This window comes from Bradyrhizobium sp. CB82, from assembly GCF_029714405.1.
GTDB lineage: Bacteria > Pseudomonadota > Alphaproteobacteria > Rhizobiales > Xanthobacteraceae > Bradyrhizobium.
In genome coordinates this window covers 6,321,797-6,336,870 of record NZ_CP121650.1, presented here as the reverse complement: position 1 = coordinate 6,336,870, position 15,074 = coordinate 6,321,797, and the positions used below count along the sequence as shown (strand labels likewise).

General features: G+C 63.9%; 13 protein-coding genes. 8 read left to right on the top strand and 5 right to left on the bottom strand.

All coding sequences use genetic code 11. The features are described from left to right. Nucleotide 1: 1 nt before the first annotated feature. The 3 genes from QA640_RS30760 to QA640_RS30750 form a co-directional block, all read right to left on the bottom strand. Nucleotides 2-979: an ABC transporter permease gene (locus QA640_RS30760; RefSeq protein WP_283036600.1), complete on the bottom strand. Its 978-nt coding sequence runs from the start codon at nucleotides 977-979 to the stop codon at nucleotides 2-4. 24 nt (nucleotides 980-1,003) lie between these two features. After that, nucleotides 1,004-2,620: an ABC transporter substrate-binding protein gene (locus tag QA640_RS30755; RefSeq protein WP_283036599.1), complete on the bottom strand. Its 1,617-nt coding sequence runs from the start codon at nucleotides 2,618-2,620 to the stop codon at nucleotides 1,004-1,006. A 149-nt stretch (nucleotides 2,621-2,769) separates the two neighbouring features. Next, nucleotides 2,770-3,963 carry a urate hydroxylase PuuD gene (locus tag QA640_RS30750; protein WP_283036598.1) on the bottom strand — a complete coding sequence of 398 codons (1,194 nt, stop codon included), beginning with the start codon at nucleotides 3,961-3,963 and terminating at the stop codon, nucleotides 2,770-2,772. Between the two features lie 215 nt (nucleotides 3,964-4,178). On the opposite strand from QA640_RS30750, the gene QA640_RS30745 reads away from it, so the two are divergent. Continuing rightward, the gene (locus QA640_RS30745; protein ID WP_283042937.1) at nucleotides 4,179-5,483 is read left to right on the top strand and encodes a sorbosone dehydrogenase family protein; all 1,305 of its coding nucleotides are present in this window, start codon (nucleotides 4,179-4,181) and stop codon (nucleotides 5,481-5,483) included. 288 nt (nucleotides 5,484-5,771) lie between these two features. Here the strand turns inward: QA640_RS30745 and QA640_RS30740 are convergent, their stop codons facing one another. After that, nucleotides 5,772-6,572 carry an SDR family NAD(P)-dependent oxidoreductase gene (locus QA640_RS30740; RefSeq protein WP_283036597.1) on the bottom strand — a complete coding sequence of 267 codons (801 nt, stop codon included), beginning with the start codon at nucleotides 6,570-6,572 and terminating at the stop codon, nucleotides 5,772-5,774. A gap of 254 nt (nucleotides 6,573-6,826) precedes the next feature. On the opposite strand from QA640_RS30740, the gene QA640_RS30735 reads away from it, so the two are divergent. Genes QA640_RS30735 through cyoD form a run of 4 tightly spaced genes read left to right on the top strand, consistent with a single transcriptional unit; the run spans nucleotide 6,827 to nucleotide 10,677 of the window. After that, nucleotides 6,827-7,660, top strand: coding sequence for a cytochrome ubiquinol oxidase subunit II (locus tag QA640_RS30735; RefSeq protein ID WP_283036596.1), 834 nt, complete (start codon nucleotides 6,827-6,829; stop codon nucleotides 7,658-7,660). Further along, nucleotides 7,650-9,650, top strand: coding sequence for a cytochrome o ubiquinol oxidase subunit I (cyoB, locus tag QA640_RS30730; RefSeq protein WP_283036595.1), 2,001 nt, complete (start codon nucleotides 7,650-7,652; stop codon nucleotides 9,648-9,650). The genes QA640_RS30735 and cyoB overlap by 11 nt, the downstream gene beginning before the upstream one ends. Beyond that, nucleotides 9,650-10,291, top strand: coding sequence for a cytochrome (ubi)quinol oxidase subunit III (locus QA640_RS30725; protein WP_283036594.1), 642 nt, complete (start codon nucleotides 9,650-9,652; stop codon nucleotides 10,289-10,291). Before cyoB ends, QA640_RS30725 begins: the two co-directional genes overlap by 1 nt. Further along, nucleotides 10,288-10,677, top strand: coding sequence for a cytochrome o ubiquinol oxidase subunit IV (gene cyoD / locus QA640_RS30720; protein WP_283036593.1), 390 nt, complete (start codon nucleotides 10,288-10,290; stop codon nucleotides 10,675-10,677). The genes QA640_RS30725 and cyoD overlap by 4 nt, the downstream gene beginning before the upstream one ends. A gap of 73 nt (nucleotides 10,678-10,750) precedes the next feature. Here cyoD and QA640_RS30715 read toward each other — a convergent pair whose 3' ends face one another. Continuing rightward, on the bottom strand, nucleotides 10,751-11,539 hold the full coding sequence (locus QA640_RS30715) for a thermonuclease family protein (protein ID WP_283036592.1): 789 nt from the start codon (nucleotides 11,537-11,539) through the stop codon (nucleotides 10,751-10,753). A gap of 195 nt (nucleotides 11,540-11,734) precedes the next feature. Between QA640_RS30715 and QA640_RS30710 the strand changes: the two genes are divergently transcribed. The 3 genes from QA640_RS30710 (at nucleotide 11,735) to QA640_RS30700 (ending at nucleotide 15,074) form a co-directional block, all read left to right on the top strand. After that, nucleotides 11,735-13,333 (top strand): GMC family oxidoreductase, encoded by a 1,599-nt coding sequence (locus QA640_RS30710; RefSeq protein ID WP_283036591.1) that lies wholly within the window; start codon nucleotides 11,735-11,737, stop codon nucleotides 13,331-13,333. A gap of 199 nt (nucleotides 13,334-13,532) precedes the next feature. Continuing rightward, complete coding sequence (locus QA640_RS30705) at nucleotides 13,533-13,982, top strand: hypothetical protein (protein ID WP_283036590.1); 450 nt, start codon at nucleotides 13,533-13,535, stop codon at nucleotides 13,980-13,982. Between the two features lie 72 nt (nucleotides 13,983-14,054). After that, nucleotides 14,055-15,074, top strand: a complete 1,020-nt coding sequence (locus tag QA640_RS30700; RefSeq protein ID WP_283036589.1) for a trypsin-like peptidase domain-containing protein — start codon at nucleotides 14,055-14,057, stop codon at nucleotides 15,072-15,074.

Genomic DNA, 15,074 nt, shown 5'->3' with positions numbered 1-15,074 from the left:
GTCAGCCCTCCGCCGAAATGCGCGGATCGAGCCGCGCGTAGAGGAGGTCAACGACGAAGTTGACGACGATGACCAAGAGCGCCGAGACGAAGACGATGCCGAGCAGCGTGTTGAGATCGCGCTGGATCACGGATTCATAGGCGAGCCGCCCAAGGCCCGGCAGCGAGAACACGCTTTCCACGACCACCGAGCCGCCGAGCATGGTGCCGGCTTGCAGGCCGATCAGCGTCACCATCGGCAGCAGCGCGTTGCGCAGCACGTGCCCCATGACGACGCGGGTCTCGTCGAGGCCTTTGGCCCGCGCGGTGCGGACATAGTCGAGGTTCAAGACCTCGAGCATCGAGGCGCGCATGATGCGCAGGTAGATCGCGAGGAAGATCAGCCCGAGGGTCAGCGTCGGCAGAATGAGGTGGCGCGCGATATCCATGACGCGGAAGATGCCGGTCCGCACCTCGCCGATATCCTCGAAACCGCCGGCCGGCAGCCATTGCAGATAGATCGAGAATACGACGATGGCCATCAGGCCGAACCAGAACGAGGGCGTCGCGTAGAAGACCAGGCCGAGGGTCGAGATCAGCGTATCCGGCCACTTGTTGACGGCGTGCGAGGCAATCACGCCGGATACGAGGCCAAAGAAGAACGCGAAGGACAGCGAGGCCGTCATCAAGAGGATGGTCGGCGGCAGCCGTTCCATGATCACGGTTGCGACCGGCTTGCCGTAGATCGACGAGAAGCCGAGATCGAGCCGCACCAGATGCCAGAGATAGTTGGCAAGCTGCGCCGGGATCGACAGGTCGAGCCCGTAGAACTTGCGCAGCTCGCGCGCGGTCGCAGCGTCGCCGCCGCCCATCTGGGCCATCAGCGCGTCAACGGTGTCTCCCGGCGCGAGCTGTAGCAGCAGGAAGACGCCGATCAGGATCAGGAACAGGGTCGGGATCGAGGCGGCGAGCCGCCGCCCCGCAAGGCCTATGATGCGCATGGCATCATCTTGACGAAAAACGGATCACGCGGAAAGCCAAAGATCGTGCCAGCTCGACGAGCCCCAGCGCGGGGTGTTGGAGTGGTTGCGGGCCTTGGCCGTGATCACGGTGACGAAGATCTGCTCGATCGGCATCCACACCGGCAGCTCCGTGTTCACCTCCTTGACGAACTCGGCATAGAGCGCCTTGCGCTTGGCGGGATCGAGCTCGGTCAGGGCATCGTCGATGGTCTGGTCGACCTGTTTGTCCTCCCAGCCCCACTGGTTGGTCCACGGCGCGCCCTTGGGCTGGCCGGAGCGGTACCACACCGTGGTCGAGACGGCGGGGTCGTTACGATATTGATGCCAGCCGGTGGCGAGATCGAAGGCATGCTCGTCATAGACCTGCTTGAGGAAGCCGCCGCCGTCATTGCGCACGATGTCGACGGTGATGCCGACATCCTTCAGCGACTGCTGGATGAAGGTCGACCAAAGCGAGATGTCCTCGCCCCAGGGTGCGGGCAGGAGTTTCAGCGAGAAGCGCGCGCCGCCGGCACCGGCCTTATAACCGGCCTCATCAAGAAGCGAGGCCGCCTTGGCCTTGTCGAACGGATACTGTGGCGTGCCTGTGCCGGGATAGAAGTCCGTCGACGTCGACGGAATCGGACCGGTGCCGAGCTTGGCAAAATCGCCCAGGAAGTTGTCGATGAAGAAAGGCACGTCGATCGCATGCGCGATCGCGCGGCGCACACGGATATCGGACAATTCCTTGCGGCGGAAGTTGAACTCGATGGTGTTGGTGCGCGCGTTGCCTTCGTTGCCCTTGGTGGTGACGACGAAGCGCTTGTCCTTCCCCAATCGCGCCATGTCGGAAATCGTCAGGCTTGAGAACGGCGAGTGTTGCAGTTCACCGGCCTCGAGCTGGGCTGCAGCAGCTGAACGATCGGTGATCACCTTCCAGACGATGCGGTCGAGATAGGGCGCATTGGGCCGCCAATAGTCGGGGTTGCGGTCGGCGATGATGTATTGGCCGCGCTCATATTTGACGAACTTGAACGGGCCCGTGCCGACCGGCGCGAGATTGGTCGGGTTCTGCCTGATGTCGCCGCTCTCATAGAGATGCTTGGCGGAGATATAGCCGAGATCGGGCAGCGCGCGGAGCAAGAGGTTCAGTGGCATCGGCCGCTCGTAGCGGAATACGGCCGTCTGTGGATCCGGCGTATCGACGGCGGTGAGGAAGAGCTGCAGCGTCGAGCCGTAGTTCAAAATCTTCTTCCACATGTTCATCGCGGTGAACGCGACGTCTTCGGATGTGAACGGCTTGCCATCATGCCAAGTGATGCCCTTGCGCAGCTTGAACGTGATGGTCTTGCCATCGGGCGAGGATTCCCAGCTCTCGGCGAGCACGCCGACCGGCTTGCCGTCGGCATCGAGATCGATGAGGCTCTCCTGGATCTTGCCGCTGATGATGTAGACTCCGGTGGACGCCTGGATGCTCGGATTGAGCTGGCGCTGCTCGGCATTGTAATGGACGTTGAACACGCCGCCCTTCTTCGGGGCCTCCTGCGCAAACGCCCGCATCGGGCTGATGACGTTGGCGGCGATTGCCGCCGAGGTCAGGAGCGCCGTACGGCGGTTGATTTCGAGGCGGGTCAAATCCATCCGACGTCTCCAAACTGACTTACAGGCCGACCAGTGGCCGCATGGTTTCCTATCTACGCCGGACGGGCGCTCAAGTCATTTTGAAATGGTCTGCAATTGCGGAATATCCTTCCGCAAAACGTCGCATGGACGCGTCGCTTCGATTGGCGTCAGCGATCGGTCTGCGTGATATAGGCGGCCAGCACCGCGCGTTCCTCGCCGGTCATCCCGGTGATGTTGCCCGGCGGCATCGCGCTCGACCATGCAGCGACGCGTCCGATCAACCTGATGTTGCGCTGGATGTGTTCGGGTGCGTCGAGCAGGATGCCCTTTGGCGCAGTGACGATGTCGGCCCACACGGGCTCTGCGGCATGGCACATGCTGCAACGGGACATCACGATCTCCTCGACATTGGCGAGCGTCGGCTGCGCGGCAAGCGCGCCGGTCTTCAACTCGCGCGGGCCGGCGGCGGAGAGGAAGCCGATTGCGATCACGCCGAATGCGGCGACGCCCCACACCCACCATGGCGATTTCCGCCCCGCATGACGCTCGTTGAAGAAGTGCCGGATCACCGGCCCCAGCGCCAGCACGATCGCAACGATGATCCAGTTGAAGCGCGTCGCGTAGAGCAGGGGATAGTGGTTGCTGATCATCAGCACGACGACGGGCAGCGTCAGATAGTTGTTGTGGACCGAGCGCTCCTTGCTGGTCTTGCCGAGCTTGGGATCGGGCGATACCCCCGCGATCAGGCTAGCCACGATCTTCTTCTGGTTCGGGATGATCACCGCGAAGACGTTGGCGACCATGATGGTGCCGATGATCGCGCCGATCTGGTTGAACGCGCCCCGGCCGCTCAGCACATGCGTGAAGGCATAGGTCAGCGCGACCAGGAACAGATAGCCGCCGATCGCAAAGCCGAGTTCGCGCCGGGCAAGGCCGGTGCGGCAGGCGATCTCGTACAGCAGCCATGCCAGAGCAAGGCTGCAGAAGCTGAACAGGCCCGCCTGGATCGGGGTGAGGTCGAGGATCGACCTGTCGACCAGGAACAGGTCGGCGTCGAGATAATAGACCACCACCATCAGCGCGAAGCCGGAGAGCCAGGTGGTGTAGGCCTCCCACTTGAACCAGGTGAGCTCCTCCGGCATCTGGTTTGGTGCCACCAGATATTTCATGATGCGGTAGAAGCCGCCGCCGTGCACCTGCCAGGCTTCGCCCTGCACGCCGTCAGGCAGTTCGCGATTCGGCTTCAGGCTGAGATCGAGATGGATGAAATAGAAGGAGCTGCCGATCCATGCGATCGCCGCCACGACATGCAGCCAGCGCAGGAGCAGGCTCGCCCATTCCGAGATGATGGATCCCCACATGCTTACCCCGTCCGTCGCGACGTCGATGCCGCAGCTTTGATGACCGCAACCGGCAGCCACGCCTCTACAATGTGTCGCACCGATCGACGGGATTTTCCAGCAGGACGGCACTTCGCATTGCACATCCTGCGGGCATGAGCTGATGTGCGATTCGGCACTCAAAGGCCGCGGAGGAACACGTGACGAAGCATCTTGGACGCCCGGCCAAGCCCGCATTGACGTCCGTACTGTTCGTGGCCGTCATCGGCACGACCGCGTCGGCAGAACCCGTGCTGCAAGGCAAGGACGCCTTCGGAAGCTGGCAAGCGGACAAGCCGGGGACGGTGAGGCTGATCCGGCCACAGGATTTGCCGCGGCCCGGCGCCTCGCCGTCGGTTGCCAACGCTTCGCATGTCGTCGCACGGCCATCCGGCGCGATGCCGCGGGTGCCGGAGGGATTCAAGGTCGAACTGCTCGCCGAAGGCCTTTCAGGTCCACGCATCCTGCGCGTCGCGCCGAACGGCGACATCTTCGTTGCGGAAACGCGGGCAGGTCGCATCCGCGTGCTGCGCGCAGACGGCGCGACGATCGTGGCGAATGATATCTTTGCCAGCGGGTTGAACCGACCGTTCGGCATCGCCTTCTTCCCGAACGGTGACAATCCGCAATGGGTCTATGTCGCCAACACGGACAACGTCGTCCGCTTCGCCTATCGCAGCGGTGACCTCAAGGCATCGGGCAAGCCAGAGACGGTTGTCGCGAACCTTGCGCATGGCACCGGCCATTCCACCCGCGATATCGTCTTCAGCCCGGACAACAAGCGCATGTTCGTCTCGGTCGGTTCGGCCGGCAATGACGGCGAGGGCATGGGCAATCCGCCCGGCGGCATCGAGGCGTGGTCACGCGCGCAGCCGCTCGGCGCACCCTGGGGCTATGAGGCGGGGCGTGCAGCCGTGCTCGCCTTCGATGCGGACGGCAAGAACAGAAAGCTCTACGCCACCGGCATCCGCAACTGCGTCGGCCTTGCCATCGAGCCGCAGAGCGCCACGCCCTGGTGCTCGACCAACGAGCGCGACGGCCTTGGCGACGATCTTGTGCCGGACTACGTCACGAGCGTGCGGGAAGGAGCGTTCTATGGCTGGCCGTGGTTCTATATCGGCGCCAACGAAGACCCGCGCCACGCCGGCGCGCGGCCGGACCTGAAGGACAAAATCACGATTCCCGACGTGCTGCTCCAGTCGCACTCCGCGTCGCTCGGCATGACGTTCTACCAGGGCAGCAATTTCCCGGCCGACTATCAAGGCGACGCCTTCGCCGCCGAGCACGGCTCCTGGAACAGATCCAAGCGCACGGGCTACAAGGTTATCCGCATCAGGATGAAGGACGGCAGGCCGACCGGCGAGTACGAAGATTTCGTCACCGGCTTCGTCGTCAACGACAGCGAGGTGTGGGGCCGTCCCGTCGGCGTCGTGGTGGCGAAGGACGGCGCGCTGCTGATTTCGGAAGACGGCAACGGCACCATCTGGCGCGTGACGCATTGACCTTCGCGCAACGCGGACGCCGCACCCTCTCCCCTCACAAGGCAGGGCTATCGCATATGGCCATGTCTCGTACCCGGCCTCATGGTTCGAGACGCGCCGCAAGCGGCGCATCCTCACCATGAGGGTCTAGGGTTTTCGCCACGAAACAAGACCTCATCCTGAGGAGCCTGCCGAAGGCGGGCGTCTCGAAGGATGGGCCGCAACGAAATCACCCACCAGGTTCTGGCTCAAATGCTATAGCCCTGCCTCACAAGGGGGAGAAGGAAAGGGCATCGTGCTCGCTTCAGCTCACCCCCTGATCACGCTCGCCCCGCCGTCCACCGGCAGTGTCACACCCGTGATGAAGTTCGCTTCGTCCGAGGCGAGGAATAGCGCCGCGTTCGCGACGTCCCATGCGGTGCCCATCTTCCGGCGCAGCGGCACCTTGCTGTCGCGCTCGGCTTCGACCTCGGCGCGGGTCTTGTGCCATTCGCGGGCGCGGGTGTCGACCGCCATCGGCGTGTTCATCAGGCCGGGCAGGATGACGTTGGCGCGGATGCCATATTCGGCGTTCTCATAGGCGAGCTGCTCGGTGAAGGCGATCATCGCCGACTTGGTCGCCTTGTAGGCGACGTAGGGATAGGTCGTGATTGCGGCCATCGAGGAGATGTTGATGATCGCGCCGCTTCTCTGCGCCCGCATGATCGGGATCACCTCCTTTGCCGCCAGGATGCAGCTTTTCAGATTGATAGCCACCACGCGGTCGAACGCCTCTTCGGTCAGCTTCAGGAGCTCGGCATCGCCGCCGCCGAGACTGACGCCGACATTGTTGTGCAGGATGTCGATGCGTCCCCAGCGCGTCTGCGCGTCCGCCACCATCGCCTTGATGTCGGCAATCCTGGTCACGTCGGCCTTGAAGGCGTTAGCGGTGCCTTGTTTCGCCGCGATCATCGCGACGGTCTCCTGTGCCGATTCGAGATTGTGATCGACGCAGACGACCCTGGCACCCTCGCGCGCAAAGGTCAGTGCGGTGGCGCGGCCATTGCCCATGCCTTCGCCGGGGCTTTGCCCGGCACCCACCACGATGGCGACCTTGTCTTTCAAGCGCATACGCTTTCTCCTTGCGTTTTCATCACGATAGCAATGGTGACTCCGGGAGAGAAGAGTGTTCGTCGGCCATACTATGGCGCCGAAGGAGCATTCCTCTACAAGACTTGCATGGCTTGATCGCCCTCAGAAGATTGTGCGGGCACGGCGATGACTTTGCCGTCCTGCGGGAACCGACGTCGCACGATTTTCGTTTGTTGGCGGAACTTGTCCGCGTTAGGCTCTCCCGGGGCTCCCCAACCGCCAGTGGCTTGCCGATGAATCTGCTCGATCCGCAAGGGCCTGTTGCTGTCGCCAACAGTACGATTCTCGTCGATTCCGTTTTCATCATGTTGACGATCGTGGTGCCGACGATCGTCGCCATCCTCGGCTTCGCCTGGTGGTTTCGCGCCTCCAATCCGCGGGCGCAGTACCAGCCCGACTTCGTCTATTCCGGCCGCGTCGAAATGGTGGTGTGGGCGATCCCGGCGCTCACCGTCATCCTGCTCGGCGGCGTCGCCTGGATCGGCTCGCACCAGCTCGATCCGAGGACGCCGGTGCCGGGCACCGGCAGCCCGGTGCGCATCCAGGCAGTGTCGCTCGACTGGAAATGGCTCTTCATCTATCCCGACCAGCGCATTGCGACCGTCAATTCGTTGACGGTGCCGGCGGGCGCCGAACTGAATTTCCAGCTGACGTCGTCGAGCGTGATGAACGTGTTCTTCATCCCGCAGCTCGGCAGCATGATCTACACCATGAACGGCATGGTAACGCGGCTCAATCTGCGCGCTGACAATGAAGGCAAGCTCCAGGGCCTTTCAGCGCATTTCTCCGGCGACGGCTTTCCCGAGATGATGTTCGACGTCAACGTGATCTCGTCGCTCGCCTTCCCGGACTGGGTAGCGAGCACGGCGAAGACCGACCAGGTGCTGAACGAGGACAGCTACAAGAAGCTGATGCAGCAATCCGTCGAGCGGGGCAGGCCGACCTATCGGCTCGAGGATCCCCGCCTGTTCGACATGATCGCGACCCAGCACATTCCGCCGGGGCCGGGCCCGCAGCTGACCTCGGACGCCGGGCGGGAGCACAGTGGAGAGCACGATGCTCGGTAAGCTTGATTGGTCCGCGATCCCGTTCGACCAGCCGATCCCGCTCGTCGCCGGCGGCGTGGTGCTGGTCGGGATATTTGCGGTGCTGGCCTGGGTGGTAGTGAAGGGGCATCTGCCCTATCTCTGGCACGAATGGATCACCAGCGTCGATCACAAGCGGATCGGCGTCATGTACATGCTGCTCGCCTCGGTCATGCTGCTGCGCGGCGGCAGCGACGCCATCATGATGCGGATCCAGCAGGCGGTCTCCTACCAGTCGCAAGGCTATCTTCCACCGGAGCACTACAACCAGATCTTCTCGGCCCATGGCACCATCATGATCTTCTTCGTGGCGATGCCGTTCGTGATCGGGATGATGAACCTGGTCGTGCCATTGCAACTCGGCGTGCGCGACGTCGCCTTTCCGACGCTGAACTCGGTGGGCTTCTGGCTGACGGCGACCGGCGCGCTGCTGGTCAACCTCTCGCTCGTCATCGGCGAGTTCGCGCGCACCGGCTGGCTCGCCTTTCCGCCGCTGTCGGAGCTCACCTACTCGCCCGGCGTCGGTGTCGACTATTACGCCTGGTCGCTCCAGATCTCGGGCGTGGGGACGCTGGTGGCCGGCATCAATCTCGTCACCACGGTGTTGAAGCTGCGCACCAGGGGCATGAGCTACCTGCACATGCCGATGTTCTGCTGGACGACGCTCGCCTCGAACCTCCTGATCGTCGCGGCGTTCCCGATCCTCACCGCAACGCTCGCGATGCTGCTGCTCGACCGCTATCTCGGCTTCCATTTCTTCACCAACGAGGCCGGCGGCAATATGATGATGTTCATGAACCTGATCTGGGCGTGGGGCCATCCCGAGGTCTACATCCTCGTGCTACCGGCCTTCGGCATCTTCTCGGAGGTGGTGTCGACGTTCTCCGGAAAACCGCTGTTCGGCTATCGCTCCATGGTGCTCGCCACCATGGCGATCTGCGTCATCTCCTTCATGGTGTGGCTGCACCACTTCTTCACGATGGGCGCAGGCCCCGACGTGAACGCCATCTTCGGCATTGCCAGCATGATCATCGCGGTGCCGACGGGGGTGAAGATCTACAACTGGCTGTTCACGATGTATGGCGGCCGCATCCGCTTTGCGACGCCGATGCTGTGGTCGGTCGGCTTCATGGTGACCTTCATCATCGGCGGCCTGACCGGCGTCCTCGTCGCGGTGCCGCCGGCCGACTTCATGCTGCACAACAGCATGTTCCTCGTTGCGCATTTCCACAACGTCATCATCGGCGGCGTGCTGTTCGGCGTGTTCGCCGGCTTCGAATACTGGTTCCCGAAAGCGTTCGGCTTCCGTCTCGACGAGCGCTGGGGCAAGGCGGCGTTCTGGTTCACCTTCACCGGCTTCTACATCACCTTCATGCCGCTCTATATCGCGGGCATGCTCGGCATGACGCGGCGCTTGCAGCATTACGACGTCGCGGCCTGGCGTCCCTGGATGTTCTGGGCGGCGATCGGCATGGCCGTGCTGACGATCGGCGTCATCTGTCAGGTCATGCAGCTCGTCGTCAGCATCCGCAACCGCGAGCAGCTGCGCGACCGTACCGGCGATCCCTGGGACGGCCGGTCGCTCGAATGGGCGACCTCCTCGCCACCGCCGGTGTTCAACTTCGCCTTCTATCCCGACGTGCGCGGCGAGGACGCCTATTGGGCGCAGAAGCTCCATGCCAAGCAGCAGCAATTCGAGCACGAGGAAGTTGAATACCAGGATATCGAGATGCCCCGGAATTCGCCGACCGGATTCGTCTGCGCCTTCTTCGCGTCCTTCATGGGCTTTGCGCTGATCTGGCACATCTGGTGGATGGTGATTTTGGGCGGCCTCGGGGCGTTTGCGACCTTCGTCGTGTTCGCCTGGCGCGACCATGACGAATACATCATTCCGGCGGTCGAGGTTGCAGCGATCGATCGCTCAAATCTTGAAGAGCGGCGCAATCTCGTCAGCATGGCGGGGGCTGTCTGATGGCCTTGACCGCGACCTATGGCCACGCGCAGGCCGATCCCCACCATCTCGGCCGCGCCGTCGAGCATCTTGGACCGGCGCCGAAACGGATCGTGACCGCCTACGGGTTCTGGGTCTTCCTGCTCTCCGACATCGTGATGTTCTCCTGCTTCTTCGCGGCCTATGCCGTGCTGGTCGGCCAGACCGCCGACGGTCCGAAGGGTTCGGAGATCTTCGAGCAGCGAAACGTGGCGATCGAGACGGTCTGCCTGCTGCTGTCGAGCTTCACGTGCGGCATGGCAAGCATTGCGGCCGACGTGCGCAACCGGTTCTGGTTCTACCTCGGCATGGCGGTGACCTGCGTACTCGGGCTGGCATTCCTGACCATCGAATTCCGCGAATTTGCCGACCTGGTTTCCCGTGGCTATGGACCCTCGCGCAGCGCGTTCCTGACGGCGTTCTTCTCGCTCGTCGGCTGCCACGGCCTGCACGTCACCGCAGGCGTGCTGTGGCTTCTCACCATGATAGCCCAGGTCTTCGCCAAGGGCTTTCGTGCCGACATCCTGCGCCGCATGATGTGCTTTGCGCTGTTCTGGCACGCGCTCGACATCATCTGGGTCGCGGTCTTTTCCGTCGTCTATCTGCTTGGAGGCGCGCCATGAGCGATCTGTCACAGCATGGCGTCCATGAGCACGACCTCGCCCCCGGCGAGGAAGAGCAGCACAGCGTCGGCACCCGGATCATCGGCTATGTCGTCGGCCTGGTCCTTGCCCTCCTGCTCACGGCGACGTCGTTCTTCATCGCCGGCACCAACCTGGTCTGGCAGCCCTCGATCCCCATCGCCATCATCGTGCTCGCGATAGCCCAGATGGGCGTGCATCTCGTGTTCTTCCTGCACATCACCACCGGCCCCGACAACACCAACAACGTGCTGGCGCTGGCCTTCGGGCTCCTGATCGTCTTCCTGGTGGTCGGCGGCTCGGTCTGGATCATGTCGCACCTGAACGAGAACATGCCGGCGATGGACCAGATCATGCGGATGCAGTGAGGCAGGGCTGCCTAGATGCGATCCGGCCTTGCCCGGAGGCGGGGAGAGGCGAAGAAGGAGTCGCTCTCTCAGATCACTTCGGCCGGCGGCAGTTATACGCCTTGCGGAAGCCTGCGGCCAACGCGTCGTCCTCGGAGCAGAACCAGCGATCCGGCTTCGTCGTCGCCGGATAGCTCGGGCAGCCCCGCAATTGATAGATGCCGATGTTGCCGGTGACGCGCGCGCGCACGGCGAGCTTGCCCTTGATGCTGCAATTCGGCGGCATGGCCGGCTCGTCCGGAAACAGCACGCTGCGGATCTCCTTGTCGCGGTCGGGGCGGCAGGCGGCGCCGAGCAGCGTGCCGTCCTTCTTGCCGGTGCGGAATTCCTGCGGTGCAACAAAGCAGCCCTTCCAGATACCGGCCGAATTCGTCTTGGCCTCGGCGGCGGCGGGCCTGACATTCGCCTTGATCGGCTCGCGCGCGACGGCAAAGCCGAGGCGGACGAGCTGCTCGTTCAGGCTCGCCTTGTCGCCATCGGCCGTGCAGATGGCGCGGTGCCGCTTGCCGAAGCTCTTCTCCGGCCCGACATCGTCGCAGCGCACGTTGCGGCCGTTGATCAGCTTTGCGAGCTGATCGCGCGCCTCCAGCCCGCAGGTCCAGGGATCGGCGTGGTCGTCGATGCAGACCTGGTCCAGCTCCGGCGCGTCGACGCCGTCCAGCCGGTAGGTCGCGTCGCCGAGCTGGATGGAGTTGCCATCCCGCGCCGTTGCGCTGGCCGTCACGGCGAAGCCAGGCTCGGCATCGGCGACGCAGACGAGGATAGCGAGAAGCAAGGCAAGCGCGGCAGCGCCGGCGGTGGCAATGGAATTTTGGAAGGACATACGTTCTCGCTATCGATTTGCTCTTTCGTGAGGGTTCTCTAGCATCTCGACATTGCAACACCAATGGTCTGCGCCCAGCGAAGCCTGACATTCGTCTCTCGCGGCTTTACTCGCCGGCAGCTCTGACCCTATCGTTTGACGCTGCATGCAAGCTGAATCGCCCGGGAGCGGCGAGGGCGGGAGGATGACCTTGGCATGAACGATCCAGTGGACGTCCTGATCATCGGCGCCGGCGCCTCTGGAGCTGCGGTCGCCTGGTCGCTCGCCGAGACCAAGATGCACATCCTCTGTCTCGAGCAGGGCGATTGGATGAAGCCGGCGGACTATCCGAGCACCGGGAGGGACTGGGAAGCCAGGTTCTACGGCGAATGGTCGACCAGTCCGAACATCCGCGGCCGGCCCGAGGACTATCCGATCAACGACGACAACTCGCCGATCAAGGTCGTCAATTTCAACGCGGTCGGCGGCTCGACGGTGATGTACACCGCGCATTGGCCGCGGCTTCATCCGTCGGATTTCCGCGTCAAGACGCTCGACGGCGTCGCCGATGACTGGCCGATCGATTACGATACGCTGGCGCCGTTCTTCGAGGAGAACGACCGGATCATGGGGACCTCGGGTCTTTCGGGCGATCCGCTGTCGCCGCTGACCCATCCGCCGATGCCACCGCAGCCGCTCGGGCTCTCCGGTCCCCTCGTCGCCAAGGCCATGAACACGCTCGGCTGGCACTGGTGGCCGTCGGACACCACGGTTGCGACGATGGACTACGAGGGCAGGGCGCGCTGCATCAATCTCGGCCATTGCACGCCGGCCTGCGCGCAAGGCGCCAAAGCTTCCACCGACATCACCTATTGGCCACTCGCGATCCGCGCCGGCGTCGAGCTGCGCACCCGCTGCCGGGTGCGCGAGATCATGACCGACGAGAACGGCATGGCCTCGGGCGTCGTTTATTACGACAAGGACGGCGTCGAGCAGTTGCAGCCCGCACATGTCGTGATCATCGCCTGCAACGGCGTCGGCACGCCGCGGCTGCTGTTGAACTCTGCGTCGGGGCGCTTCCCGAACGGCCTTGCCAATTCGTCCGGCCTGGTCGGCAAGAACCTGATGTTCCACCCCTATGCGCAGATCTACGGCTATGTCGCCGAGCCGACTGACTCAAACCGCGCACCGCCGACCTGCCTTTGGAGCAAGGAATTCTACGACACCGACCTGTCGCGCGGCTTCGTCCGCGGCTATGGCATCCAGTTCGTGCGCGGCGCGGGCCCGGTGTTCGAGGCCGTCGTGAGCGAGCAGAAGGGCATTTTGCCGTGGGGGGCGGATCACCACCGCGTCTTCCGCAAGCTCAACGGTCATCGGCTGGGCGTCTCCGCGATCTGCGAGGATCTCCCGGAGGAGCACAATCGCGTCACGCTCGATCCGGTCCTGAAGGACAGCCACGGCATTCCCGCGCCGAGGATCGACTACACGATCAGCGAGAACAGCCGGAAGATGATGGAGCATGCGCTGGCCCGCGGCCGCGAGATCCTCGAGACCGCTGGCGCGACCGACATCTGCGTCAACAGCCCGATCCCCTGGGGTGGCTGGCACCTGCTCGGTACCGCGCGGATGGGCGCCGATCCTGAGCGTTCCGTCGTCAACGAATGGGGCCGCTCGCACGACGTCAAGAACCTCTTCATCGTCGACGGCAGCGTCTTCGTCACCTCGGGCGGCGTGAACCCGACCTCGACCATCCAGGCCATCGCGCTCTACGTCGCCGACCAGATGAAGCAGCGCCTCGCCAATTTGTTCGATTGATGATGATCAGACCAGGCCACGAATTCGCTGTACCTCTCCCGCTTGCGGGGGAGGTCGACGCGCTCGAAAAGCGCGGCGGGTGGGAGCTCCCTCCACGCGGGGGCTATCGATTGCGGAAGCACCCTCACCCCAACCCTCTCCCGCAAGCGGGAGAGGGAGCGCACCGCCATTGCGGTTACACTTTAGATTAGAGGAAGCCATGCCTGATCAGATCACCCTCACGCCGCGGCAGCGCCATGACCTGCGCACCGTTGCGGCGATGATCATCCCGGCGAGCGCCGAGTATCGGGTGCCGGGTGCCGATGACGACATTATCCAGGCCGACATCCTCACGACGCTCGGCCGCGATGCCAAGCTCGTTGCCGCGGCGCTCGATCATCTCGCCCGGCTCGCCGGCATGCCGCTTGCGGAGCTCGATCCGGCTGCGCGCGACCGTGTCATCCAGAGATTCCGCAGCGAGGGCGGCGCGCCGGCCGCGACCCTCGTCCGCGTCGTGCTGCAATGCTACTACCGCGACGACCGCGTGCTGCTCTCGCTCGGGCTCGAGCCGCGCGCGCCTTTCCCCAAAGGGCACGTGCTGGAAGACGGCGATTGGTCGCTGCTCGACCCGGTCAAGGCCCGAGCTCGCACGATGCGTCAGGTCAGTTAAGCAGTTCGTGAAGAGCGGCCGGCTTGCATTATATGTCCGAGGTAACCATCTGACGCGCGAAGGATATTTGCCATGTTAGATTTTACCTCAGATCTCAGCGATGCCGGCTTATCATCGCAACCGATTCAATCCACTCCCGTCGACGATCAGCAGCTGTTAGACGCCTATTCGAACGCCGTGATCGGCGTGACGGACCGCGTCGGGCCGGCCGTGGTCCGCGTCGAGACCGGACCAAAGGTGCCGAACGGCCGCGAGCGCGGCGGGCTCGGCTCCGGCATCGTGATCTCGCCGGATGGCCTGGTGCTGACCAACAGCCACGTGGTCGGCTCATCCAGGGAGATCCGCCTACGTGACATCGAGGGGAATGTCGGCGACGCGCGTGTCCTTGGCGTCGATCCCGACACGGATCTGGCGCTGCTCCGCGCCAACGGTGTCCGCGACCTCCGCTACGCCTCGCTCGGCAATTCGAAAAGTCTGCGGCGCGGCCAACTCGTGATCGCGATCGGCAATCCCTTAGGATTCGAGTCCACCGTGACAGCCGGCGTGGTCTCGGCGCTCGGACGCTCGATCCGCTCCGTTAGCGGGCGGACCATCGAGGACGTGATCCAGACCGACGCGGCGCTCAATCCCGGCAATTCCGGCGGGCCGCTGGTGTCGTCGAATTCCGAGGTGATCGGCATCAACACCGCCATCATCAGCGGTGCGCAGGGCATCTGTTTCGCAGTTGCGAGCAACACCGCGCAATTCGTGCTGTCGGAGATTATCCGCCACGGCTATGTCCGCCGCGCCTATATCGGCGTCGCTGGCCAGACCGCGCCGATCCCGCGGCGCCAGGCGGTGCTCGCGGGCGTCGAGAACAAGATGGGTGCGTTGCTCGCCCAGATCGAGCCGGACGGGCCGGCGGCGAAGGCCGGGCTGCTCCCCGGCGATGTCGTGATCAGGCTCGACGCCGTCGAGATCAACGGCGTCGACGACCTGATCCGCGTGCTCGACCGCGACCGCATCGGCCGGCGGCTCGCCATGGACGTGCTGCGGCTCGGGCGCCTGCGGGCGATCGACATCGATCCCGTCGAGCGCAAGCCGGCCCGCTAG

What these genes read in the sequence shown, in the direction of transcription:
- QA640_RS30760 (WP_283036600.1), bottom strand. Translation starts at nt 979, where the DNA reads ATGCGCATCATAGGCCTTGCGGGGCGGCGGCTCGCCGCCTCGATCCCG.
- QA640_RS30725 (WP_283036594.1), top strand. Translation starts at nt 9,650, where the DNA reads ATGGCCTTGACCGCGACCTATGGCCACGCGCAGGCCGATCCCCACCAT.
- QA640_RS30755 (WP_283036599.1), bottom strand. Translation starts at nt 2,620, where the DNA reads ATGGATTTGACCCGCCTCGAAATCAACCGCCGTACGGCGCTCCTGACC.
- QA640_RS30705 (WP_283036590.1), top strand. Translation starts at nt 13,533, where the DNA reads ATGCCTGATCAGATCACCCTCACGCCGCGGCAGCGCCATGACCTGCGC.
- QA640_RS30715 (WP_283036592.1), bottom strand. Translation starts at nt 11,539, where the DNA reads ATGTCCTTCCAAAATTCCATTGCCACCGCCGGCGCTGCCGCGCTTGCC.
- QA640_RS30750 (WP_283036598.1), bottom strand. Translation starts at nt 3,963, where the DNA reads ATGTGGGGATCCATCATCTCGGAATGGGCGAGCCTGCTCCTGCGCTGG.
- QA640_RS30740 (WP_283036597.1), bottom strand. Translation starts at nt 6,572, where the DNA reads ATGCGCTTGAAAGACAAGGTCGCCATCGTGGTGGGTGCCGGGCAAAGC.
- cyoD (WP_283036593.1), top strand. Translation starts at nt 10,288, where the DNA reads ATGAGCGATCTGTCACAGCATGGCGTCCATGAGCACGACCTCGCCCCC.
- cyoB (WP_283036595.1), top strand. Translation starts at nt 7,650, where the DNA reads ATGCTCGGTAAGCTTGATTGGTCCGCGATCCCGTTCGACCAGCCGATC.
- QA640_RS30710 (WP_283036591.1), top strand. Translation starts at nt 11,735, where the DNA reads ATGAACGATCCAGTGGACGTCCTGATCATCGGCGCCGGCGCCTCTGGA.
- QA640_RS30735 (WP_283036596.1), top strand. Translation starts at nt 6,827, where the DNA reads ATGAATCTGCTCGATCCGCAAGGGCCTGTTGCTGTCGCCAACAGTACG.
- QA640_RS30700 (WP_283036589.1), top strand. Translation starts at nt 14,055, where the DNA reads ATGTTAGATTTTACCTCAGATCTCAGCGATGCCGGCTTATCATCGCAA.